22 protein-coding genes and 1 pseudogene are annotated in these 22,951 nt (G+C 71.5%); 11 read left to right on the forward strand and 12 right to left on the reverse strand.

Annotated features, from left to right (window positions below):
• The first annotated feature begins 77 nt into the window (after positions 1 to 77).
• From BIV25_RS09320 to BIV25_RS09345, 6 genes are read left to right on the forward strand one after another with little or no spacing between them, the layout of a single operon-like run.
• A complete protein-coding gene (locus BIV25_RS09320) occupies positions 78 to 560 on the forward strand; it encodes an NADH-quinone oxidoreductase subunit B family protein (RefSeq protein WP_071371728.1) in 483 nt (160 codons plus the stop codon).
• Positions 557 to 2,590 carry a proton-conducting transporter membrane subunit gene (locus tag BIV25_RS09325; protein WP_071371729.1) on the forward strand — a complete coding sequence of 678 codons (2,034 nt, stop codon included), beginning with the start codon at positions 557 to 559 and terminating at the stop codon, positions 2,588 to 2,590. The genes BIV25_RS09320 and BIV25_RS09325 overlap by 4 nt, the downstream gene beginning before the upstream one ends.
• Positions 2,590 to 3,546 (forward strand): respiratory chain complex I subunit 1 family protein, encoded by a 957-nt coding sequence (locus BIV25_RS09330; protein WP_071371730.1) that lies wholly within the window; start codon positions 2,590 to 2,592, stop codon positions 3,544 to 3,546. The genes BIV25_RS09325 and BIV25_RS09330 overlap by 1 nt, the downstream gene beginning before the upstream one ends.
• Positions 3,543 to 4,220 carry a hypothetical protein gene (locus tag BIV25_RS09335; protein ID WP_071371731.1) on the forward strand — a complete coding sequence of 226 codons (678 nt, stop codon included), beginning with the start codon at positions 3,543 to 3,545 and terminating at the stop codon, positions 4,218 to 4,220. Before BIV25_RS09330 ends, BIV25_RS09335 begins: the two co-directional genes overlap by 4 nt.
• A complete protein-coding gene (locus BIV25_RS09340) occupies positions 4,220 to 5,818 on the forward strand; it encodes a proton-conducting transporter membrane subunit (RefSeq protein WP_079176529.1) in 1,599 nt (532 codons plus the stop codon). Before BIV25_RS09335 ends, BIV25_RS09340 begins: the two co-directional genes overlap by 1 nt.
• A 5-nt stretch (positions 5,819 to 5,823) precedes the next feature.
• Entirely contained in the window at positions 5,824 to 7,305 is a 1,482-nt protein-coding gene (locus BIV25_RS09345; protein ID WP_071371732.1) for an NADH-quinone oxidoreductase subunit C, read from the forward strand.
• Between the two features lie 374 nt (positions 7,306 to 7,679).
• Here BIV25_RS09345 and BIV25_RS09350 read toward each other — a convergent pair whose 3' ends face one another.
• Together BIV25_RS09350 and BIV25_RS09355 are read right to left on the reverse strand one after the other, a co-directional pair.
• The gene (locus BIV25_RS09350) at positions 7,680 to 8,114 is read right to left on the reverse strand and encodes a pyridoxamine 5'-phosphate oxidase family protein (RefSeq protein WP_071371733.1); all 435 of its coding nucleotides are present in this window, start codon (positions 8,112 to 8,114) and stop codon (positions 7,680 to 7,682) included.
• Positions 8,115 to 8,459: 345 nt separating this feature from the next.
• Positions 8,460 to 9,221 carry a G1 family glutamic endopeptidase gene (locus BIV25_RS09355; protein ID WP_071371734.1) on the reverse strand — a complete coding sequence of 254 codons (762 nt, stop codon included), beginning with the start codon at positions 9,219 to 9,221 and terminating at the stop codon, positions 8,460 to 8,462.
• A gap of 249 nt (positions 9,222 to 9,470) precedes the next feature.
• On the opposite strand from BIV25_RS09355, the gene BIV25_RS09360 reads away from it, so the two are divergent.
• Positions 9,471 to 10,439 carry a LuxR family transcriptional regulator gene (locus tag BIV25_RS09360; protein ID WP_071371735.1) on the forward strand — a complete coding sequence of 323 codons (969 nt, stop codon included), beginning with the start codon at positions 9,471 to 9,473 and terminating at the stop codon, positions 10,437 to 10,439.
• A gap of 200 nt (positions 10,440 to 10,639) precedes the next feature.
• On the opposite strand, the pseudogene BIV25_RS46630 reads toward BIV25_RS09360, so the two are convergent.
• A pseudogene (locus BIV25_RS46630) lies at positions 10,640 to 10,962 on the reverse strand (restriction endonuclease); the annotation flags it as partial.
• A gap of 136 nt (positions 10,963 to 11,098) precedes the next feature.
• Here BIV25_RS46630 and BIV25_RS09365 point away from each other — a divergent pair.
• Positions 11,099 to 11,587, forward strand: coding sequence for a MarR family winged helix-turn-helix transcriptional regulator (locus tag BIV25_RS09365; protein WP_071371934.1), 489 nt, complete (start codon positions 11,099 to 11,101; stop codon positions 11,585 to 11,587).
• 200 nt (positions 11,588 to 11,787) lie between these two features.
• Positions 11,788 to 12,498, forward strand: a complete 711-nt coding sequence (locus BIV25_RS09370) for a lysophospholipase (protein WP_256255692.1) — start codon at positions 11,788 to 11,790, stop codon at positions 12,496 to 12,498.
• Positions 12,499 to 12,561: 63 nt separating this feature from the next.
• On the opposite strand, the gene BIV25_RS09375 is transcribed toward BIV25_RS09370, so the two are convergent.
• The 4 genes from BIV25_RS09375 to BIV25_RS09390 all read right to left on the reverse strand — a co-directional run bounded on the left by BIV25_RS09375 (position 12,562) and on the right by BIV25_RS09390 (position 17,402).
• Positions 12,562 to 14,442 carry a DUF4157 domain-containing protein gene (locus BIV25_RS09375; RefSeq protein WP_071371736.1) on the reverse strand — a complete coding sequence of 627 codons (1,881 nt, stop codon included), beginning with the start codon at positions 14,440 to 14,442 and terminating at the stop codon, positions 12,562 to 12,564.
• Between the two features lie 289 nt (positions 14,443 to 14,731).
• Complete coding sequence (locus BIV25_RS09380; protein ID WP_071371737.1) at positions 14,732 to 15,268, reverse strand: transglycosylase SLT domain-containing protein; 537 nt, start codon at positions 15,266 to 15,268, stop codon at positions 14,732 to 14,734.
• Positions 15,269 to 15,687: 419 nt separating this feature from the next.
• A complete protein-coding gene (locus BIV25_RS09385; protein ID WP_071371738.1) occupies positions 15,688 to 16,635 on the reverse strand; it encodes a GNAT family N-acetyltransferase in 948 nt (315 codons plus the stop codon).
• Between the two features lie 143 nt (positions 16,636 to 16,778).
• Complete coding sequence (locus BIV25_RS09390) at positions 16,779 to 17,402, reverse strand: ALF repeat-containing protein (protein ID WP_071371739.1); 624 nt, start codon at positions 17,400 to 17,402, stop codon at positions 16,779 to 16,781.
• Between the two features lie 338 nt (positions 17,403 to 17,740).
• Here BIV25_RS09390 and BIV25_RS09395 point away from each other — a divergent pair, with 338 nt between their 5' ends.
• On the forward strand, positions 17,741 to 18,535 hold the full coding sequence (locus BIV25_RS09395; protein WP_071371740.1) for an SDR family NAD(P)-dependent oxidoreductase: 795 nt from the start codon (positions 17,741 to 17,743) through the stop codon (positions 18,533 to 18,535).
• Between the two features lie 71 nt (positions 18,536 to 18,606).
• On the opposite strand, the gene BIV25_RS09400 is transcribed toward BIV25_RS09395, so the two are convergent.
• Positions 18,607 to 19,044, reverse strand: a complete 438-nt coding sequence (locus BIV25_RS09400; protein WP_071371741.1) for a nuclear transport factor 2 family protein — start codon at positions 19,042 to 19,044, stop codon at positions 18,607 to 18,609.
• A 133-nt stretch (positions 19,045 to 19,177) separates the two neighbouring features.
• Here BIV25_RS09400 and BIV25_RS09405 point away from each other — a divergent pair, with 133 nt between their 5' ends.
• Positions 19,178 to 20,182 (forward strand): zinc-binding alcohol dehydrogenase family protein, encoded by a 1,005-nt coding sequence (locus tag BIV25_RS09405; protein WP_071371742.1) that lies wholly within the window; start codon positions 19,178 to 19,180, stop codon positions 20,180 to 20,182.
• 56 nt (positions 20,183 to 20,238) lie between these two features.
• Here BIV25_RS09405 and BIV25_RS09410 read toward each other — a convergent pair whose 3' ends face one another.
• The 4 genes from BIV25_RS09410 to BIV25_RS09425 all read right to left on the reverse strand — a co-directional run bounded on the left by BIV25_RS09410 (position 20,239) and on the right by BIV25_RS09425 (position 22,872).
• Positions 20,239 to 20,967 carry an SDR family oxidoreductase gene (locus tag BIV25_RS09410; RefSeq protein ID WP_071371743.1) on the reverse strand — a complete coding sequence of 243 codons (729 nt, stop codon included), beginning with the start codon at positions 20,965 to 20,967 and terminating at the stop codon, positions 20,239 to 20,241.
• A gap of 108 nt (positions 20,968 to 21,075) precedes the next feature.
• The gene (locus BIV25_RS09415) at positions 21,076 to 21,744 is read right to left on the reverse strand and encodes a nitroreductase (protein ID WP_071371744.1); all 669 of its coding nucleotides are present in this window, start codon (positions 21,742 to 21,744) and stop codon (positions 21,076 to 21,078) included.
• A gap of 192 nt (positions 21,745 to 21,936) precedes the next feature.
• On the reverse strand, positions 21,937 to 22,422 hold the full coding sequence (locus BIV25_RS09420; RefSeq protein WP_071371745.1) for a MarR family winged helix-turn-helix transcriptional regulator: 486 nt from the start codon (positions 22,420 to 22,422) through the stop codon (positions 21,937 to 21,939).
• A gap of 78 nt (positions 22,423 to 22,500) precedes the next feature.
• The gene (locus BIV25_RS09425) at positions 22,501 to 22,872 is read right to left on the reverse strand and encodes a cupin domain-containing protein (RefSeq protein ID WP_079176550.1); all 372 of its coding nucleotides are present in this window, start codon (positions 22,870 to 22,872) and stop codon (positions 22,501 to 22,503) included.
• Between the last annotated feature and the right edge of the window lie 79 nt (positions 22,873 to 22,951).

A 22,951-nucleotide genomic window follows, 5' to 3' on the forward strand; every position in this document is an offset into this window, starting at 1 on the left:
AAAGCGCAGTAACTCCACTCCCCGGGCGGCCCGTTGACGACCCCGGAGACAGTCCTCACCACGTCGAGGAGAGGCGCATGGGCCTGTTGCGCAAGATCCGGACCACTGGGCGGGTCGCCGAACCCGCACCGCCGCCTCCGGAGGGCGAAGTACCTGCCACTGCACGGCAGTTGGGTGGCTCGGTGCAGGTGCGCTGTGTGGACGCGGGCTCCTGCAACGGCTGCGAGATCGAGATCGCCGCCGCCTTCAACCCGGTGTACGACGCCGAGCGGTACGGCGCCCGGCTCGTGGCCTCTCCCCGGCACGCAGACGTGGCGCTGGTGACCGGCCCGGTGACCCGGAACATGGCTGAGCCGCTGCGCCGTACGGTCGCGGCGATGGGCGAGCCGCGGCTGGTCGTCGCGGTCGGGGACTGCGCGATCGACTGCGGGGAGTTCGCGGGCGGGTACGGCGTCGAGGGCGCGGTCGGCGATGTCGTGCCGGTTGATCTGGCGGTGCCGGGGTGCCCGCCCGAGCCGGCGGCGATCGTCGCGGCGCTCAGGAGGGTGACCGGACGGTGAGCACGATCCCGGCCGCCCTCGCGACGGCCGCCGGGCTGGGCGGTGCGGGTGCGGCGGCCGGGCTGGTTCTGCCGTATCGGGGACGGGTTCCGGTCGTCGGGGTGCTGACGGGCGCCGTGGGGGCGGCGGGCGCCGCGGCGGGTGTGGCCGCACTGGGCGGAAGCCGATGGTCGGACGCGTTCCCCGCACTGGTGCCGCTGGCCGGGGCACACATGGTGGTGGACGGGCTGGCGGGATGGTTCATGGCCGTGGCCGGGGCCGTCGTGGCCGCGGTCGCCGTGTACGGCATCGGGTACGCGGCCAGGCACGGCGCCCACGGGCTCGGCTCGCGGACGGCGCAGGCGGTGCTGCCGTTGTTCGCGCTCAGCCTGGTTCTCGTACCGGCGGCGGCTTCGGTGTCCACGTTCCTGCTGCTGTGGGAGTTGATGGCGCTCGGGTCGCTGGCGCTGGTACTGGCCGAGCACCGGGAGCGGGGTTCGGTGCGGCAGGCCGGTGTCTGGTACGCGGTGATGACACACCTCGGGCTGATGCTGCTGCTGGCCGGGTTCGCGCTGTTCGCCGCGCAGGCCGGTGGAGAGACCTTCGCCGCGCTGCGGGCGGGCGCGCACCACATGTCGCCGACCGTGCGCGGGCTCGTCTTCGTCCTCGTGGCGCTGGCGTTCGCCTCGAAGGCGGGCGCGGCACCGCTGCACGCCTGGTTGCCGCGGGCGCACCCCGAAGCCCCCAGTCCCGTCTCGGCGTTGATGAGCGCCGCGATGGTCAACCTCGGTGTGTACGGCCTCGTCCGCACCGGACTCGACCTGCTCGGCGGCGGACCGGCCTGGTGGTGGCTGGGGCTGCTGGCGGTGGGCGGGGTCAGTGCCGTGTACGGCATCCTCCAGGCGGCGATGGCATCCGATCTGAAGCGGCTGCTGGCGTACTCGACCAGCGAGAACATGGGCCTGGTCCTGATCGGGCTCGGGGCGTCCGGGCTGTTCGCCCACTACGGCGACCGGCCGCTGGCCGCGCTGGCGCTGGCGGCGGCGCTGCTGCACGTCGTCAACCACTCCGCGTTCAAGGCCCTGTTGTTCTGCGCGGCCGGTTCGGTGCTGCGGTCCACCGGGCTGCGGGATCTGGACCGGCTGGGCGGGTTGCGCGCCCGGATGCCGGCCACGGCCGGGTTCTTCGCACTGGCAGCGCTCGGCGCGGTGGCGCTGCCGCCGGGCAACGGCTTCATCAGCGAGTGGCTTCTGCTGCAGTCCCTCATCCACGGGCTGAAGGTGCCCGGGGTCGCGGTCGCCGTCGTGCTGCCCCTGTCGGTGGCGCTGATCGCGTTGTCGGCGGGGATCGCGGCGGCCGTGTTCGTGAAGGCGCTCGGGGTCGGTTTCTTCGCCCGGCCGCGCGACCGGAGGGCCGCCTCGGCGCGGGAGGCGCCGCCGTTGATGCTCGCCGGGATGGGCCTGCTCGCCGTGGGCATCGTGGCGCTGGCTGTGGTGCCGGGCCTGCTGGGCGCGAGTCTCGACCGGGCCGTGGGTGCGGTCGGGCTGCCGGGCAGCGGGACGCTGACGGGCGGCGGGCTGAAGGTGCGGCTGACGGACATCTCGGCGTCGCTGTCGCCGCTGTGGGTGGTGGCCGCTCTGACCGCCGCGATCCTGCTCGCGGTCGGGCTGCCCCGGCTCTACCGTCGCCGTCGACGCCGGGCGAACGCCCGGCTGTGGGACTGCGGCGGCGGCGCGCCGACGCCGCGCATGGCGTACACGGCGACCTCCTTCGCCGAGCCGCTGCAACGCGTCTTCGACGACGTGCTCGCCCCGGAGCAGGACGTGGACGTCACCCCGGTGCGGGAGTCGGCGTACCTGGTGGAACGGGTCCGCTTCCAGCACCGGGTGCCCGACCGGATCGAGCACCGGCTGTACGAGCCGGTGCTGCGCGGGCTCGCCAGGACGGGGCAGGCGGCCCGCAGGCTGGCGGGCGGCAGCGTGCGCCTGTATCTCGGCTACGGCTTCGCCGGGCTGGTCGTCCTGTTGTTGGCACTCGCGGTGGGCTGGTGATGAACGCAATCGGGTACGTGGCCGTCGTCGGCCAGGTCGTGGTCGTGGCGGTGGGGGCACCACTGCTGACCGGGTGGCTGCGGCAGGTGCGGGCCCGGCTGGAGGGCCGGGCCGGGGCCGGGGTGCTCCAGCCCTGGCGGGACACGCGCAAGCTGCTGCGCAAGGAACCCATCACGCCGGTGGGGACCGGGCCCGCATTCCGGGCGGCCCCCGCCGTGCTGGTCGCCACCACCGTCGTGGCTGCCGCGCTGGTGCCGCTGCTGTCCACCGACACCCCGGTCAGCGGGCACGCGGACCTGATCGTGGTGGTGGCGCTGGTCTCGCTCGGCACCCTCAGCCTCGCTCTGGCCGGGCTGGACACGGGCACCGCGTTCGGCGGGATGGGCGCCTCGCGCGAGATGACGGTCGCCTCCCTGGTCGAGCCGACCCTGCTGCTGTCGGTGTTCGCGCTGTCGATACCAGCCGGGACGACCAACGTTCCCGCGATCGTCTCCGGTGCCATCCACCAGCCGGCCCGCCTCGCCTCACCGGCCGGGCTGCTGGCCGTCGCCGCCCTCGCCGTCGCCGTACTCGCGGAGACCGGCCGGATCCCGGTCGACAACCCTTCCACCCACCTCGAACTGACCATGATCCACGAGGCGATGGTGCTGGAGTACGCCGGACCCGATCTCGCGCTGGTCGAACTCGGCGCGCAGATGCGACTGACGCTGCTGCTCGGGCTGCTGTCCTCGCTGTTCGTGCCGTGGGGCATCGCCACCGGTCCCTCCTGGGCCGCCCTGTTCGTGGCGCTGGTGCTGTTCGCGGTGAAGGTGGCGGTGCTGGGGGCCGTGCTGGCGTCGGCCGAGGTGTTCTGGGCCAAGATCCGCCTGTTCCGCGTGCCCGAACTGCTCGCCGGTTCCTTCCTGCTGGCGCTGCTCGCGGTGACCGCCTCGTACTTCCTGAACGGAGCCGCATGAGCACCGGCCTGTACACCCAGCTCCTCGATCTGGCGTGCGGCGCCTTCCTGCTGGCGGCCGTACTCGTGCTGTGGCGCCGCGAACTCGCCGCGATCGTCCGCGTGTTCGCCCTTCAGGGCGTCGCTCTGGCCGCGATCGGCCTGCTGCTCGGAGTGCACGAGAAGCGGTGGGACCTGACCGCCGTGGGCCTCGCTGTCGGGGTGCTGCGGGCGGGCGTGCTGCCGTATCTCATCCGCCGCGCGCTGGCCGCGCTGGCCGCCGACCGCGGGAGCGAGGAGGTCCGCGAGACGCAGCCGCTGGTCAACATCGCCGCCTCCCTGCTCACCGCCGCCCTGCTGACCCTGCTGGCCTACGCCGTGGCCCGGCCCCTGACCGACGTGAACCCGACGCCGGCCACCCGCGCCCTGCCGGTCGGCCTCGCCGTCGTCCTGATCGGCTTCTTCGTCCTGGTCACCCGCAGGCGCGCACTAGCCCAGGTGGTCGGCTTCCTGCTGCTGGACAACGGCATCACCGCCAGCGCTTTCCTTGCCACCTCCGGCGTCCCCCTGATCGTCGAACTCGGGGTCTCCTTCGACGTACTGCTCGCGGTGCTGGTGCTGCAGATCCTCACCACCCGGATGCGGGAGGCGTTCGGCACGACCGACATCGACGACCTGCGGGAGCTGCACGACTGATGCCGTATCAATCAGAAGGGGCCGCACTGCTGTTGGCCGCTCCCGTCGCCGCGCCGCTGGTGATCGCCACCGCGTATGCGCTGACCGGGACACGAGCACCTCATGGGCAGGAGGGCGCGCACGAACAGCCCGTGGTGATCGCGGACTTGCCTGTCCGGCCGGCCGGGGAATCCGAGTCCGGGTCGGTCCCACGGCAGCATCCGGCGGACTGGGCCGCACTCGCCTCGCCCGCGGCGATCCTGCTGTGCGGGAGCCTGCTGGCGGCGGGCGTCCTCGGCCAGGGCCCGCGGGCCGCCTTCTCCGGGCTGCTGCGGGCCGACGCCCTGACCGCCTGGATGCTGCTCGTCGTCGGGGCCGTCGCGCTCATCGCGTGCGGGACGTCGCCGGCGTACCTGGCGGGCGAGCGGGCGGCCGGACGGGCGAGTGAGCGCACGGTCTGGCGCTACCACGTGCTCGTGCAGTCGTTCCTGGCCGCGATGTGCCTGGCCGTGGTGACCGCCAACCTCGGTGTGCTGTGGGTCGCCATCGAGGCCACCACCATCGTCACCGCGTTCCTCGTCGGCCACCGCCGCACCCGCACCTCGGTGGAGGCCGCCTGGAAGTACGTGGTGATCTGCTCCGCCGGCATCGCGCTCGCGTTCCTCGGCACCGTGCTCCTGTACTACGCGGCCCGGCAGGCCGGCATCGCCGAGGCGTGGGCCCTGGACTGGCCCACGCTCGCCGCCCACGCCGACCGGCTCGACCCGTCCGTCACCCGGCTCGGCATCACCCTCGTGATCCTCGGCTTCGGCGCCAAGGCCGGTCTGATCCCGTTGCACGCCTGGCTGCCGGACGCCCACAGCCAGGCACCCGCGCCCGTCTCCGCGCTCATGTCCGGGGTCCTGCTCTCCGTCGCCTTCGCCGCGATCCTGCGCTACCGGGCCATCGCCGACGCCGCCCTCGGCGCCGACTTCACGCGCGTCCTGCTCGCCGGGATCGCGCTGCTCACCCTCGCCCTCGCGGCCGGCCTGCTGCTCGGCCAGCGGGACTACAAACGGATGCTGGCCTACTCGTCCATGGAACACATGAGCCTGATCGCCCTCGGTACGGCGATCGGCAGCCCGCTGGCCCTGTCCGCCGTACTGCTGCACATCGCCGGCCACGGGCTGGCCAAGTCGGCCGCGTTCTGTGCCTCCGGCCGTATCCTCCACCTGACCGGCACCAGCAGGATCGGCCGGGTGAACGGGCTCCTCGCCCGGGCGCCGTCCGTGGGCGGGGTGTTCGGGTTCGCGGTCGTGGCGCTGCTGGCGTTCCCGCCGTTCAGCCTCTTCGCCTCCGAACTCGGCATCGCCCGCGCCGGTTTCACCGCCGGAACGGGGCTGGCCTGGGTCACTTCGGCGGCGCTGCTGCTGGTTCTCACCGCCTTCGCCGCGCTCTCCGCCCGCACCGCACGGATGCTCCTCGGCCCCGCCCCCAGAGCGGCCGGCTCCCCGGGCCCGACCGAGCCGGGGATCTGGCCGCTGGCCCTGGGACTGATCGCCTGCGCCGCCCTGGGCGTGGGTCTCGGCCCGCTCACCGACCTGCTGCACGCCGCCGCCCAGGCGATCGGAGACCGCTGAACCCGATGCGCACCACAGAGGACATCGACACCGCCGAACTGCCCAGGCGCGTACCAGAGTTGCTGGCCGACGGGCATCGCCTCGCCCTGGTCGCCGCCCATCACGACGAACGCGGCATCCGGGTGGTGTACCTGTTCGCGGCGGGGCCGCCCGACACCCGTACCGAACTGCACGTCCATCTCGACCCCGACCGGCCCGCGCTGCCGACGCTGGCCCATCTCTCCTTCCCCGCAGGCCGCTTCGAACGCGAGATGCGCGACCTGTTCGGCATCGTCCCGCAGGACCACCTCCTGCCCCACCGCCTGGTACGGCACTTCCACTGGCCGCGCGGCTGGTATCCGATGCACCCCGACGCCGGTCCCCCGCCCCCCTTCGGTGAGCAGGAGGGCCCCTACCCCTTCCTGGAGGTCGAGGGCGACGGCGTCTACGAGATCCCCGTCGGACCCGTGCACGCCGGGCTCATCGAGCCCGGCCACTTCCGCTTCTCCGTCGTCGGCGAGACCATCCTCCGGCTCAAGGCCCGCCTGTGGTTCGTCCACAAGGGCATCGAGAAGCTCTTCCAGGGACGCACGATCACCGCCGGTCTGCCGCTGGCCGAACGCGTCAGCGGCGACACCGCGGTCGGCCATGCACTGGCCTACTGCCTGGCCGTCGAGGATGCCACCGGCACCGCCGTACCGGCCGAGGCCCAGCAGGCCCGCGCGCTGCTGCTGGAGCTGGAGCGGATCCACAACCACGTCGCCGACCTCGGGATGCTCTGCAACGACGTCGGCCATGGCATCCTCAACGCCCACGCCCAGCGCGTCCGCGAGCAGCTCCTGCGCCTGAACCGGCGGACCACCGGCCACCGGCTGCTGCGCGGCGGCGTCGTGCCGGGCGGGGCCGTCCTCCAGTCCGTGCCCGATCCGCGGGCCCTGGCGGCGATCGGCGAGGACGTCCGCGAGATCACCGACCTCGCCCTCGGCCACTCGACCGTCCGCGACCGCTTCACCGGCACCGCCGTCCTGAAGACCCGGGCGGCACGCGAGATCGGCTGCCTCGGCTATGTCGCCCGGGCCAGCGGTCTCGCCCACGACGCACGCGCCGCACACCCCTTCACCGACTACGGCCCGCACCTCGACGTGCCCGTCCACACCGACGGTGATGTCCTGGCCCGCTTCCTCCTGCGCGCCGAGGAGATCGACATCTCCCTCGCACTGGTCCGGCATCTGGCCGACGGTCTCACCGCCGCGCACACCGTCGTGGGGCTCTCCCCCGCACCCGGTGCCCAGGTCCGTGACGGTGTGGGGCTGGTGGAGGGCTGGCGCGGCACCATCGCCACGCGCGTGGAACTGGCCGCCGACGGCACCCTGGCCCGGGTCAAACCGGTCGACCCGTCCTTCTTCAACTGGCCCGCCCTGCCCGTCGCGCTGGCCGACACGATCGTCCCGGACTTCCCGCTGACGAACAAGAGCTTCAATCTCTCCTACGCGGGCAACGACCTCTGAGGGCGGCTCAGGTGAGGAGCCGGAGGGCGGGCGCGTCCTTGCGGGCGGCGAGCGGGCGGCCCCAGTGCTCGTATGTGTCACGTACGGGCTGGGTCATGTTGGTCCGGGTGCTGGACGTTCCGGACTGCCGGGCCTGAGGACAGTCGTACCCGAGATGCAGGCGAACCCTCGGCAGCGTCCGCTCCCGCTCGTCGGTGACATCGAAGGCGGCGATCCGGGCCGCGGTGAGGTGCTCGGGGTGCTCCTGGCCATAGTGGGAGGAGGCCGTGCGCCGGGTCGCCGGTGCAGGTCGTGAAAGCCCTCGCCGTGCAGGGGGCCGGTCGGTTCGGCCGTGATCGTCAGCGTGGGCGCTTCTCGTGCCGCCCGCTTCCGCCTCACCGCTCCAGCCGGTACCCGGTGACCGGTTCGGACGGGATGCGGACCACATACTCCATGTCCCTGCTGACCCACGGGGTGAGTGCGGCGTCGTAGCGGGAGAGAAGGCGTGGGTCGGTGACACGGCTGGCCCTGCCGGTGACCATCACACTCCAGCCGGTATGGGCGGCCTCGTCGATCCGGTCCGCCTCGTACACCACGACCGCGGACTGCGTGGCGCTGCTCAGCAACGCCGCTCCGGCGTGCGTCCGGATGATGATGTCGCCCTCGGCGGTGACGAGGTGGTTGGCGGGCCGGATCACCGGCAGCGCCTCCTGTGTGAGGCCCACCCGCCCCATGGGGACGCCGGCCAGCAGCCTGAGCGACTCCTGCCGGTCCAGTGCGACCATGCGGGTGCCAGGAGGGGAGGCGGGCGCCGGGCCGGTGCCGGTCATGCCGGTTCTCCACGGACGGACTCGTGCTCGGCACCGCGGCCGTCAGCACCAGCAGGAGCAGAAACCCGCACAGGGCGGGCGGTGGCGCGACCTTCCGCGCCACCGCACCCGCGCCGGGAAATGAGGGGGAAGTGGGGGAAGAGGGGAAAGAGCGCTGCCTCGACTCGTGCATCAACCGCGTCTCCAGATCACGGGTACGGCGCCGGCCGGATCGGGCCGTGCCGCTTCATGTGTCGGACCGGCCGGCAGCCGAGTTCCGGCGTGGAGAGGTGGTGCACGTCACGGGCGCCCGGACCGTGCGGTCCGGGCGCCCCTCGCGATTCCCGCGTCACCGCGGGCCGGCCATCAGTAGCGGATGACCGACGGCCGTTCGGCGGGCGTGTGCGGCGCACGGACGCTGCCGCCCGGCGTCATGGAGAAGGAACCGCCGGACAGCGGTCCCGGCGCGTAGCCACCGCTGGTGAAGGCCTGGGGATTCGTCGCGTCGAACGACTTGCCGTCCACGGTGATGCCCGAGAAGTCCAGCTTGCTGAAGGACGGATAGCTCTGGGTGGGGGATTCGATGACCGCTTCGGCGCTGGCGTTGTCGGCACCGAGGTTCTGGTTGACGTGCTCGGTCCAGCCCTTGGTGTTGTCGGTGAGCGTCAGCGTGTAGCTGCCGCCGCCGTTGGAGACCACCTTGGCGGTGATGCTGTCGCCTTCGGATACGGGGTCGTTCCAGTACACCGGGGCGGCAGGGTACATCTCGTACCAGGCGGAGAGGACCGGCGACCCGCTGGAGCAGTCGGTCTGCACGCCGGTCTGCTCCACGGTCTGGGAACCGTAGCCGTCCAGGCCGACCCAGGGGGCGAACAGGTCGTTGCTGCTGTTGCACGTGGCGTGCGGTTCGGTCCAGGAGCCGCTGATGGTGCCGAAGCTGCCGGTGGCGACGTATCCGCCCCAGTTGCTGTCCTGGAATCCTCCGTTGTACGGGCCAAAGCCCGTACCGGTGGCGGCTGCTGACGTTCCGGCACACGCCGGGACGAGAGCGACGGCGGCGAGGAGCAGACCCGCGGCTGCCGCTCGGCCGGTGAAACGACTGTGTCTGGCTTCTGTGTTCGTGCCCATGTAACCGGTCTCCTGTGGGGGATGGAGTCGATGATCGGGGGCCTGTCAGACCGGGGTTCATCGTGGGTGTGGCCTGCGTGAACCCTCAAGAGTCAGGTGCCAACCGGAACCCGCCATGGCGAGAACATGACACAATGGCCGGGTGGCGAGTACCGCGCGTCGAGCCTCGCCACCCGGAGCCGAAGGGCGGTCAGGGTGTTCCCAGCCGGTTTCCACACTGTGTCAGGCGGAGCCCAGCCGACGGCGCCCATGCGCGCGGCTTCGGGTGGTCTGCTCGAAGGCCTCGGCATTCCTGAAGCGGAACAGAACACCTATCTTCATGTCCTCGCATCTGCGCACTGTACGACAGCCGATCTCGCCGCCAAGTCAGGCATCACGGCGGGCCGCGCCGAACGGCTGCTGACCGCGCTCGCGCGACAGGGCCTGGTCACCCGGCACGACGGCGACCCGGTCCGCTGGTCGGCCGCTGCCCCCGACGTCGCTGTCGAGGCGCTGCTGCTGCGCCGGGAGGAGGAACTGCTGCGCACCCGCGGCCGGGTGGGCGAGCTGATGCGGGCCTACCGCAGGGCCCAACCACCGCAGAGCGCCGATCTGGTGGAGGTGGTCACCGGACAGGCAGCCATCGCCGAGCGCTGGCGGCAGATGCAGGACGGTGCACGACGCCATCTCCTGCTGTTCGACAAACCCCCGCACATATCCCCCACCGACACCGAACTGGAGCGCTCCCTGCTGGCCCGCAGAGTGCGCATCCGCGCGGTGTACGAGGCCGGCTCGGTCAGTGCACCCGGGCGACTCGCCGAGATCCGCGAGGTCGTCGCGGCCGGCGAGGAGGCGCGGATACTGCCCGAACTCCCCTGCAAGCTGGCCATGGTGGACGAGCGCTGGGCGATGCTGCCGGTGGCCACCGGCTCCGAGTTGCAGGCCGCGGTGCTGGTCCGCGCCTCGTCCCTGCTGGACGCGCTGACCGGGATGTTCGAGGCGTACTGGCATCGGGCGGTGCGGGTGCCGGACGCCGGCGGACCGGCGCTCGGCGCGGGCAGCCGCCGAGGGGAACTGCTGACGCTGCTGTCGGCAGGGTTCACCGACGACAGCATCGCGCGCCAGTTGGGCGTTTCACCGCGCACCGTCCAGCGCTGGGTGCACGAGGTCATGGACGACCTCGGCGCGCGGACCCGGTTCCAGGCGGGCATCCAGGCGGCCCGGGCCGGTCTGCTCTAGTACGGGCAACGGGGCCGGACGGCGTGTCGGGCAGCGGAGTCCGGCGCCGGTCGGAAGAGGCCCACCGCCACCGCGGCGAACGAGATGCCCGGCCCGCCGCTACGGGGGAGAGCAACGGGCCGGGCTCTTCACGATGCCAGACTCCCCCGCCTCCGCGACAGGTGCTAAATGGCCAGGCCCACGCTGCCGGCTGAGCTGTTTCAGGAAGGGCCGGACGGTCTGCGTGGCGGTGGGACGGCCCGGAGCAGCTCCCACAGAGGACGTGCGCCGGACGCCCGGGCACCAAGGGCGTGACGATCACCGCGACGTCGGCGCCGTGGACCTGGCGAGCGGTGCCGTTGAGGACCTGGAGGTCCGGTGTGCCGACCCCGGAGCCGGACAGGCCGTTGCGCCGGTGCTTGCACCGGATCACCCAGCGGCGCCCGTAGGGGGCGGTGGCCTTCACGCCCGCGCCGAGGTCCCCGTGGCCGCCCAAGCGGAGCGTGTCCTGGCAGCCGTCACGGCGCATCAGGTCCCGTACCGCAGGCCCTGCCCACGAACCGCTTCCCCTCTACTTCATGGTGAAGTAACTTCGCGAAGAAGGCATGCTGCTCGGTGACAGGTTGTCACCGCGTGCCGGTGAGATGCACCGTCGGCGGCGAAGGAGCGGGAGGGGCTTGGTGGACGAATCGGTGTCCGGTGGCATCTCGGCGCAGCGCGAACGGCTGGCGGGAGAGCTCAGGGCCCACGGTGCGAGCTTCACCGAACTGGGCCGACGCTTCGCCACCGAGATCGGCGTGCACGCCACCGATGCTTTCGCTCTGCTGGATACCGCTTCGGCCGAAGCCAGGGGCGTCCCGCCGTCACCAGCTCTGCTCAGCAGTGGGATCCCGCTCTCCTCGGAAGCCATGACCGCACCGCTCGACCGGCTCGAACGGGCCGGGTACGTCGTCCGCACCCGCGAACACACCGACCGGCGGATCGTCACCCTGCGCAGCACTCCCCGGGCCAAGGCACGCGCAGATGCGTTCTTCGGCCCCGTCAACGCGCGCCAGGACGCCGTCCTGTCCGGGCACCCGTCCGAGCTGCTTCAGCAAGGCGAGACCGTCCTGACCCAACTGCGCTCCACCACGGACACTCGGCTCACACAGCAGGCCAAGGACGCGTGACGAGTGATCGACCGTGCGGCATCCCCAGCGGGATCAGTTTCCACAGGCAGTTCCGCCTCTCTCACGAACCGGACTTCCGCGGAAGCCAGGGCGTTCGAGGAGGTCAGCAGCCCCTCGTTCGCCAGATGCACCGCGACAGGAAATCGGGACCGGCAACGGCCGCAGCCCGCGGCCCGCCGGACCGAGAGGGAGCGACCAGCATGCACCAGGACATGACCCCGCCTCTTCCCGAGCCCGGCGCCGCCCTCGTACCACGCCTGGTTCCGGCCCGGCCACGGGCGGCGGTGCTCCTGCTGCACGGCGGGTGCGAGACCAGCCTTCGTCCGGCGCGCCCGTGGCACCCCGCGGCATTGCGCATGACGCCCTTCCAGCGGGCCATCGCGCTGGCACGGCCGCACGACGGCCTGCTGATCGCGCAGGTGCGCTACCGCGTACGCGGCTGGAACGGCGGCCGCGCCGACCCGGTGTCGGACGCCGACGAGGCGCTGCGCCACCTCGCCGCGCTGGCCGGCCCGGTGCCCACCGTCCTCGTCGGGCACTCCATGGGGGCGAGGGCCGCACTGCACGTCGCCGGTCATCCTCAGGTGAGTGCCGTGCTCGGTCTGGCGCCCTGGTGGCCGAAGGGAGAGCCGGTGCACCAGTTGAGCGGCCGTCATGTGGTCGCCCTGCACGGCGATCGGGACCGGGTCACCTCCCTCGGTGACTCGGCCGACTGCGTGCGCCGGGCCCGGGGCACGGCGGCGGGGGCGGCGTTGGCCGTCGTCCGGGGCGGCGATCACGCGATGCTCCGCCGCGTCCGGTTCTGGCACCGCACCGCCGCACAGGTCGTCGCGCACCTCGTCGACCCCGACGACTGTCCGGACCCCCTGCCCGCGGAGTGCTATGGGACGGGGAAGTATCCGCTGCTGTGACCGGTGGTCCCCGCCATGCGCCGCCACGGTCGGCCGCACACGTGTCCGGGGGTTCCCGATCCGCTAGGACGTCGCGGCTGCGGCGGCACTCCGGTCGGCGCGCAGGCGCGTGGCCAAGTCGGTGACCGCGGCGTAGAGCGGCTCCCCCTGGTCCACTCCCCACCGGTGGAGGTAGACGAGGAGTTGGGTGACGACGGTGTCGTATTCCACGACAACCGAGCTGTTGGGTCCGGTCAGTTGCTCGATGTGCATCAGTCGTTCGTACGTGGCGTCATCGATCTTGCCACTCGACTTGAAGAGCATCGCGTAACGGCCGACCCCCTTCATCGGCTCGACGGCATACTGCAGTTTGGCCGCGATGAGGTCCTTCTGTTCGACGGTGAGCGCCTGGCTCTGCTGCAGCAGCGCTTGCAGGCTGCCGATCTCGGCTGTCCGTTCCCTGGCCAGATTCCGGATCTCGTCATCGCTCAGCCCCCGCCTCAGGAGCAGCAGGATCTCGCTGTTCCCGTAGGTCTCGCCCGCGTCCACGTGGGTGAGTTCATGGGCGAGCGAGCCAAGGCGCTCCGTCGCGCCTGCCGACTGGGACAGCGCGTGCCGCATCGTGTACTTCTCGGCGGTGCCGGCGGGAGAGAGCGACGTCCCCGGCATTCCGGTCGTGAACCTGACGATGTCCTTGTGCGCGAGCAGATCGCCGAGGACGGCTCGGGTGATCTGCGGGGCACCGGCGTCCGACTGCATCTGGTGCAGCAACTGCAGGTCGTCCTCGACGAGGCGTCGCCGGTCGTCCTCCGACAGGCCGTTGACGACCCCGTTCAACCAGTTCGCGAGGTTGGTGTTGGCGGCGGACAGATCGCTGTCGATGGCCGCGTCGGTGACCTGGATCTGATGCAGGATCGTCTCCTGCGCGGCGAGGAGACCGCGCGCCTTTGCCAGCTGGTCGGCCTGTCGGTCGACGTCGGCCAGTTGCCGGTAGATCTCCGCGTGGGCCGCCACGTGCCGGAGGATCTCCTCGACGACGGCCGGCAGCCTGATCTCGTTGGACTCCGCGTGGCTCTCGGCGACCAGGTCGTCGACCGCCTTTTGGTGCCGTCCCGACTTGGACTGGGCGCGGTATTCCTCGGCGGCGGCCCTGAGCGCATCCAGTTGCCGGCGTCTGGCCAGGTAGCTGTCCACCGGCAGCCGGTGATAGGCGGCGAGCGCGTCCTCGACCCGGACGATCGACGAGCCGCGCTTCTCCAGGAGACCGACAGCGGTCCTGCGCCGGAATTCGTCGACCGATATCAGACGTGCGACAGGCAGGGCGGCACCGACGTGGGGGGCCGGGCTCGGTGCGGCGGCCGGGGCGCCGGCCATGACATCGGCCGCCACCCGTTCCGCCTCGCGCTCGAACCGGTCGGAGGGATCACTGATGGCCAGCCCGCCCCCGGTGTCCGTACCGGCGACCGGACCGCGGCGCTGCTGGACGACATGCGTCAACTCGTGGGCGAGCACTTCGCGGCCCGCGTCGGACGCCGTGTCGTAGCGGCCCCGCCGGAAGACGATGTGGGAGCCGGAGGTGTAGGCCTGCGCGGCGACCGATGCGGCGGACTCGTGGGCCGCCCGGTCGGTGTGCACACGAACGTCGGAGAAGTCCGCGCCCAGCGCGGATTCCATGTCGGCACGTACCGCATCGCCCAGGGGACGGCCGGGAGAGCGCAGTACCTCGTGCACGGAGGCGGTCTGGCGTTCGGCCACGTCGGTGTGTTCCGCCCTGGCCCGGCTGAGCGCCTCACCGACTGCGGCGTTGCCGATCAGCTGCTGCAGAGCGATCACCGCGTCCGGTCGCAGCGGCTGCGGCGTGTCCGCACGCTCCGGGTGTCGCGGCTCCATCGCCAGCTCCGCGGCGGCCTTGCGCGTGTTCCCGGCTGCGGGGGCGTTCTCGTCTTGCTTCTTGTGTCCGCGCACGCCTCTCCTCACCGCACCGGGATCTACCGTTCCGGTGTAGGGCGAGGACGGTCCCGACCGTCAGGTCGGAACGGGCAACGTGGGGGCAGAGTCGCTGCCTGACCGGTTCCGGATGGGGCGCGACACGGGCGCGCTGCCTTCGGGGGCCGACAACGGCAGGTTCGAGCCTTGGGATGCTGAAGTGCCCTTGCTCGTGCCGGTCCTGGCCCCGCGGCGGCCGTGTTCCCGCGCGCACTGCGTCGGTCCTGCGAGGTTGCAGTGCGCCGTCGGTGGTCGTCCGGCTCCGGGCTCAGTACGCGGAGTTGACGTTGTCGATGGAGCCGTAGCGGTGGGCGGCGTAGTTGGCGGCCGCGGTGATGTTGGCGACCGGGTCCGTGACGCTCTGGGCGGTGCCGGAGACGTGGTAGGCGTTGAAGGTGGGGTCGATGACCTGGAGCAGACCCTTGGAGGGGGTGCCCTTCTGCGCGTTCACGTCCCAGTTGTTCTGGGCGGAGGGGTTGCCGCCGGACTCGCGCATGATGTTGCGCTTGAGGCCGTCGTAGCTGCCCGGGATGCCCTTGGCCTTCATGATCTGGAGGGACTGCTTGATCCAGCCGTCGAGGTTGTTGGAGTAGCCGGCCTTCTGCTGGGAGGTGGTGCGGCTGTCGCTCGCCGAGACCTTCTTGGAGGCCGTGACCGCGTGGGAGGCGGGTGCCTGCGTCGCTTCGGCGGCCTGCGCGGTCGTCGGCATCAGGGTCAGGGCGGCGGCTGCGGCGCCGGTGGTGGTGATGCCGGTGAGGGCGAGGGTGCGCAGGCGGGCGATGCGGGTGCGAGCGGTCATGGTCATGCGAAAGAACCCTTCGTGGGGGACAAGGTCAGTGCAGGCCGCCTCTGACGGCTGCGGGGGGGCTGGGCCCCGTGCTGCGGGTGGGGGCGACAGTCCGGCGGGAATCCGGTCGGTCCGTCGCTTGGCCCCGGCAACGACAGCAATGGTTAGCGGCGGACCTGGCCGAGCGCAATGATGTGACGTACTACGCCACATCGGAGCAATGTCGGAAATGGTGGTATATGCCGGATTAAATCCCTGCTCGGACCGTTCCGTTTCTACGACGCCGCATAGGATGTGATCTGGCTCCTATGGGTGGCGTCACGCCCACAGGCCCCTCAGCGGCGTCGGCAGCGGCCCGACGGAGGGCATTTCCGGGACCCTCTCGCGGACCGGGCGGCGAACGAGGAGCGGGGACGGCTCACGATCCGGCTGCTGCCCTAGCCCCGGGGCTTGATGAGCGGCACGTCGCGTGAGAGCGGACGGAACCCGACGCCGTCATACAGTCCACGTGCCGCGGGATACCCTGGCGCGCCCAGACAGGCGACCGTCATGTGACCGGCCCCGGCCTCCCGTGCCAGGTGCATCCCGTGCAGGAGCATCGCGCGGCCCAGCCCGAGCCGCCGGTAGGACGGATGCGTGCCGACCGGCTCGAATTCGGCGGTCCGGTTCGCCTCGTCGAGCCACATGACCGTCGATGCGGCCATCGTCCCGTCCGGTGCTTCCACCAGGACGTGCAGGTCACCGCGGTACGGCGGTGTCCGCCGCACCCCCTCGTAGGCCTCGGCCGTGTACGTCGACGGAGCCCAGGCGTCCAGATGAGCCCGGACCGCGGCCCGCGGCCCGGCCTCGTCGGCGGTGCGGAACCGGAAGCCGTCCGGCAGCACCGGTTGCTCCAGGACATCGAGGTCCCGCTCGTTGAGCTGAGTCCAGGAGCCCGTGTCGCCGAGCGAGTCCGGATCGATGCCATAACCGTGCGCCGCCCATCGCCCCAGGGCGAACTCATCGGCGTCGGACGGTACGACGGTGCGCTCGAGGCCGGCCGCCACGGTGTCGTACCAGTCGATCACCTCGTCCACCAGCTCGCTGTGGTCGGGATGGACCTGATACACCAGACAGGCGCTGGTGACGTCCGCCACCGACCCGTCGCTCCGCCTCGCCCGGTGCGGCAGACGGGCCCAGCCCCACGCGACCGGATCGGCACCGGAGAACCACAGCCGACGCAGCCAGCTCTCGCCGGCGCGTGCGTACCCTTTGCCCCAGTTCCAGGCCAGCTCGCCATAGGACGCGTCGCTGTTGACCAGGTCGGGACGGACGGCAGTGACCTGCTGCGCCAGGCTCTGCATGAGCTGCACATCCGCAGCCGTCAGAAGCACTGAGTCATCCATGGTGCGCCACTGTGCCAGGGCTCGGCGACGCCATCGACCCATTTCCCAGGGGCCGACGGCCCAACTCTCCCCCGGCACACTGCGTTTCTCCCAGCGGGATCAGCGGGGACGGGGACGTCCGCGTGCGGCGTCCCCGCCGGCGCTCAGGCGCCCGCCTCGTACCGGCCGTGCTCCAGGAAGTACCGCAACGCCTCCGGCGTGCCGTCGTCGAGGGCCCGCTCCGCGGCTGCGCGGAGTGCCGCGCCGGTGGCCGGATCGGCGAGGATCCGGAAGACGGCCACGCGGTCGTCCTCGGCCTGGGCCAGGCGGTGGCCGGTCTCCAGGAAGGCGCGCAGGGCGGCCGGTGAGCCGTCGTCGAGGGCCTTGGTGGCCTCCTTGACGACCGCCTTGCCGTTGTTCTGGCGAGCGACGGCGAGGATCCGGAAGACGGCGACGCGGTCGTCCTCCGCCCGGGCTGCCGAACGGCCGGTCTTCAGGAAGTTCCGCTGGTCCTCGATGGTGCCGTCCACGGCCTTCTGCGCGGCGGCACAGACCGCCCTGCCGGTGCTCGGGTCGGCGATGACGCGCATGATCGCCATCCGCACCTCGTCGTCGGACTTCTCGTCCACCGGCGTGGCCGAGCCGTCCGCGTCGGACGTGGCCGTCACGGAGGTGACAGAGGCACCGGCCGGGTGGGGCGAGGGGGCAGCGGACGCGGGGGCGGCGATCAGAAGCGCCGGCGCCAGAGCGGTGGCCGCGACAACCAGGGCAGCGCGGGTCAGTCTCACGGGTGGACCTTCCTCGTGAGCGTCGAGAACACGGACTTCGCTCGGAGATCGTCGTGGGGAAGGCTCCGTAATCCATTGCCCGAACCAGGAAGTCCTTACGGTGTCTTGGCTGCCGATGCGACGAACGCCGGCGCTCACCTGGCAGCCTTCGACCTTCCCCGTCGCCACGGTGGCGAGGCGATCGTGGGAACAGCCGGGGCAGATGGCGTAACCCGGTACGGAGTGCGCCGCGGCGCCGGTCGCCACCTGCCCGGCGGCATCATCGTGATCTCCGCCACCGGCAAGGCCGCGCTCACGCCCCGCCGCCGCCATCGCCAGACTCGACGAGGGGACGCGTCATGCAGATCGATCTCTCCGGCCGCACCGCCCTGGTCACCGGCTCCACCCAGGGCATCGGCCAGGCCATCGCCACAGGCCTCGCCCGCGCGGGAGCCCGCGTCGTCGTCAACGGCCGCAGCGAGGAGCGTGTCGCAAAGGCCGTACACGCCGTGCGCAGCGGATCCGGCGGCGGCGAGGTCACAGGCGCCGTGGGCGACCTGTCGACGGAGCGGGGCGCCGCCGCCGTACTGGCGGCCGCCCCGGCCGTCGACATCCTGGTCAACAACCTCGGCATCTTCGGCTCGGCCCCTCCGTTGGAGATCGACGACGCCGAATGGCGCCGGTACTTCGACGTCAACGTCCTCTCCGCCATCCGCCTCATCCGCGCCTACCTGCCCGGCATGAAGGAACGGGGCTGGGGACGCGTCCTGAACCTCGCCAGCGACTCGGCCGTGGTCATCCCCGCCGAAATGATCCACTACGGCATGACGAAGACCTCACTGCTCGCCGTCAGCCGCGGCTTCGCCAAGGACGCCGCCGGCACCGGCGTCACCGTCAACTCCGTCATCGCGGGGCCGACCCACACCGGCGGCGTCGAGCAATTCGTCCGAGAACTCGTCGGCGACGACAAGCCCTGGGACCAGGCGCAGCACGAGTTCATGGTCACGTACCGCCCCCAGTCCCTGCTCCAGCGCCTCATCGAGCCCGAGGAGATCGCCAACCTGGTCGTCTACCTCGCCTCACCCCACGCCTCCGCCACGACGGGCGGCGCCGTGCGAGCCGACGGCGGCTACATCGACTCCATCCTGCCCTGAGCCCGTCGCCGAGCAGGGCGACACCGGGCCGTTCAGCCCTGTCGTACACCGGCCGGCGCGCGAGCGGCGGCCTACCCGCGCAGGTGGCGGCTCACATCGCCCACCAGACGGATCCGGACCCGGCGCTCCGCGAACCGCCACCGCCCGTCTCCGCTTCGCTCGAAGCGGTCGCTGTAGTGTCCTGCCGCGATGGGCTGCAACGGCAGGCCGGGCAGGGCCTGGAAGACCGTGACGTACGAACGCGCAGCAGCGGTGCCCGCCTCCTCGTCCACCTCCACGGCGATGTTCGTCGTGGCGTGATGGGTGCGCGGCGTACCGTCCTCGTAGAGGATCACGGTGTCCCGGAGCATCTTCTCCACCGCTTCCCGGCCCTCCGCCGGCACTCCGCTTCCCCGGAGGACGGCGTCGGCGAACAACGCCCCGACGCCGGCGAAATCGCCGTCATCGACCAACTCCGCATACGTGGCAATCAAGTTCGTCACGGCGGACACATCTGCGGCTGCTCCCATGGCATGAAGCGTAGAAGTCCGAGATCTCCCGCGCGGACGCGCTCGAATGCGCCCTTCCGCGGGGTAGCGCGCGCCGGCCGTCGTGTCGGCCCACACTGGAGGGGCAGGCGTGACAGGACAGGGGGCACAGCCGATGCGTGCGTGGGTGGTGGACCGGCCGGGGCCTGTCGAAGAGGGGCCGTTGCGGCTCGTCGAGCGGCCCGTGCCGGAGCCGGGATCCGGTGAGCTGCTCGTGCGGGTGCGGGCGTGCGGCGTGTGCCGGACCGATCTGCACGTCACCGAGGGGGACCTGCCGGTGCGCCGGGCCGGGGTGACTCCCGGCCACGAGGTGGTCGGCGTGGTCGACGGCATCGGTGCGGGTGTGAGCGGGTGGGCGGCCGGCGACCGGGTGGGAGTGGCGTGGCTGCGGCGTACGGACGGCACCTGCCGGTACTGCCTGCGCGGGGACGAGAATCTGTGCCCCTGCTCCGAGTACACCGGCTGGAACGCCGACGGCGGCTACGCCGAGTACACCACCGTCCCGGCCGCCTTCGCCTACCGGTTGCCCGCGGACGTCGACGACGTCGCACTCGCGCCGTTGCTGTGCGCGGGCATCATCGGCTACCGGGCGCTGCTGCGGACATCACTGCCGCCGGGCGGGCGCCTCGGGCTGTACGGATTCGGCGGCAGCGCCCACCTGTGCGCTCAGGTCGCCCTGGCACAGGGAGCGACGGTCCATGTCCTGACCCGCGACGAGGCCTCGCGACGGCTCGCCCTCGACCTGGGCTGTGCGTCGGCCCGCGGAGCCTACGACCAGCCGCCTGAGCCACTGGACGGGGCGATCCTGTTCGCACCGGCCGGTGCGCTCGTGCCGGTGGCACTGCGGGCACTGGACCGGGGCGGGGTCCTGGCGGTCGCGGGTATCCATCTCAGCGATGTCCCGGCGCTGCGCTACGAGAGCGAGCTGTTCTACGAGAAGGAACTGCGCAGCGTCACCTCGAACACCCGGGACAACGGCCGGGACTTCCTGGCGCTCGCGGCCCGGTACGGTGTCCGGGCCACCACACATCCCTACCCGCTCTCCGAGGCGCCACGGGCACTGCGCGACCTGAAAGCGGGCCGCTTCGACGGAGCTGCCGTACTGCTGAACGACCTGTGAATCCCGGCGGGTGAGCCGGCCCGGGCAGCGGGGCCGGCGCGGCGGGCTCGCCCGTGTCAGGAGAGCCACTCGGTGTAGCTGGTCGGGGCGAGGCGGGCGTTCTTGTCCGTGAGGACGTCGCCCTTGACGGCGGCGAACATGCCTGCGGTGGGGTCGGTGACGACGGTACGGCTGTCGCCCTTGTGGGACAGGGTGATCCGGCCCAGTTCGTCCAGGGCGAAGATCTCGGGACCGGCGACGTTCCGGATGCCGTTCAGCGGGGCGCCCGCGGCGACCTCCGCCACCGCGGCGGCCACGTCCTTGGAGGCGATGGGCTGGATGGGCGTGGCGGGCAGCCGGACGGTGTCGGCGTCGGCGGTCCAGGACAGAACCGCGTCCATGAAGTCCATGAACTGCGTGGCCCGCACGATCGAGTAGGGGATCGGTCCGGCCGCGAGGATCTTCTCCTGGAGCGCCTTGGCGCGGTAGTAGTCCAGCTCCGGCACCTGGTCCACACCGACGATCGAGAGGATGACGAAGTGGCCGGCACCGCCCTTCCGGGCCGCGGCCAGAAGGTTGTCCATCGAGGTCTGGAAGAACGCCAGGGAGGCCTCGTCGAAGGTCGGGGAGTTCGTCAGGTTGACGACGACGTCGGCTCCCGCCGCCGCCTCGTCCAGGCCCTGACCGCTGATGATGTCGACTCCGGTGGACTTCGAGTGCGGTACCGCTTGGTGTCCGGCCGCGTTCAGGTTCGTGACGACCTGCGACCCGATCAGTCCGGTACCGCCGATGACTGCGATCTTCATGACATACCTTTCTTCCCGATTACGTGCGCAATATGGCATACGAGCCGCTATGTGGGCGCCACATGAATCGACCTGTTGCGCCTGCCGACCGGCCGGGGAGGGGCCGCGTCAGAGACCGTCGACGAACGTGACCGTCTCGCCGAGCGGCGCCCGGCCCGTGCGGTCGCCAGGGACCTTGACGTCCTCGTATCCGATCGCCATGCCGCAGAAGAGGATGAGGTTCTCGGGCGGCGACAGCACGTCCGCGACGGTCCTGCGGTACTCCGACCACGCCATCTGCGCGCAGCTGTGCAGCCCTTCAGCGCGGAGCAGCAGCATGACGGTCTGCAGGAACATGCCGACGTCGGACCATTGGGCCCGGCCCAGGTCGCGGTCGATGTAGCAGAACAGAGCGGCGGGCGCCCCGAAGCAGTTCCAGTTCTCGGTGGCGGCCCTCCGGCGCGCCTCCCAGTCGTCGCGGGCTATGCCGAGTGCGCCATAGCGCACCCTGCCGAAGTCGGATCGGCGCTCTCGGTACGGGGACTTCAGGTCGGGCGGGTACATCTCGTACTCCCGCTCGTCCCAGGGGTCGCCTGCCGCCAGCCGCTCACCGGCGCGCTTCTTGATCTCGGCCAGCGGCCCGCCGGTCACCACGTAGGCCCGCCACGGCTGGATGTTCGATCCCGACGGCGCCCAGGCCGCGGCGGACAGCACCCGCTCCAGCGTTTCCCTCGGCACAGGCCGGTCGGTGAACGCGCGCACCGCCCGCCGGCTCGCGACGGCCTCATAGACGTCCATGATCGCCCGCCTCCCTCTCTTCAACGGGGCCATCTTCGTTACACTCAAGATAGTATCATTCAATACTGTATCGCTCTCAACTATCTTGCGGCATGGTTCAGCCCTCGACGAGGGTTCTCCGTGGATCGAGTGATGAGTGGCGTGACGAGAAGAGGCGCGCCGCTGCGACCGGAAACCGGCGCGCAGGTGTGCTTACGCCTCGTCGTCCGCAGGATGAGCGAGCCGGGTCAGCAGCTCCGTCAGCTGCTCGGACTCCCCGGCACCCAGTTCGGCGACCAGACGCCCGGCCAGCGGCTCCGCGGCCACATGGGCCGCGTCGAAGAGTTCGATCCCTTCAGGGGTGATCTCCACCGCTCGCGCCCGCCGGTCCCCGGGAACGGCCTTGCGTACGGCCAGACCCTTGCGCTCCAGGTCGTCCACGACCCGCATGATGCCCGCCTTGTCCGACCCGGTCGCCGCCGCCAGGTCCCGCTGCACCGTGGGCCCGCGGTTGACCAGCACGATCAGCACGGCGAAATGTCGCAACTCGACACCGAGCGGCCGAAGCACTTCCCCCATCAGCGCGGCCGCACGCCAGTGGGCCCGGCGCAGCAACAGCCCCAGAGCGAAGGGCGACCGGTCCCCGGGGCGGTCGGTCGCGCGCGAGACAGCGGGTTGGCGAGGAGCGTCGGCGGCCATAAGGGGCACATTACCAGCCATACACTCATTCGATACGGTATCGCTTGAAACCAAATGAGGCCGGTGTCCGCGCCGGCTTCAGCCGGTGGGACGCGGAGCCCGCAGCTGGGCTCGCTCCCTCAGTTCGTCCTCGTCGACGAGTGTGAGCATCGGCTGGCCCGGCGCGCACATCATGACCAGGACGAACTTGGCCGGCGCGTCCGGCAGGGCGTTGCCGTCCTGGTAGTGGATCACGTCGCCGCCGGGCTCCCAGAACGTCTCACCCGCCTTGATCACGCGCTCCGGCTCACCCTCCAGCTCCCACCTGACCGCACCTTCGAGGACGTATCCGAAACACGGCCCGGAGTGGCGGTGCGGAGGAGTCCCGGGGTCGCCGGGAGGCCACTCGACGAGGACGGTCATCCCGGAAGCGCCCTCGGGAATGAACGGCGGCTTGACGTCCGCCAGCATCGTGGGCCCGACCCCGCTCACCGATGCCGTCTCGCGTATCTCGCGCACGGTGCTGCACCTCCTGGGCCGTTCCGGTTCA

Origin of the sequence: Streptomyces sp. MUSC 14, from assembly GCF_001866675.1 — a bacterium.
Classification (GTDB): domain Bacteria; phylum Actinomycetota; class Actinomycetes; order Streptomycetales; family Streptomycetaceae; genus Streptomyces.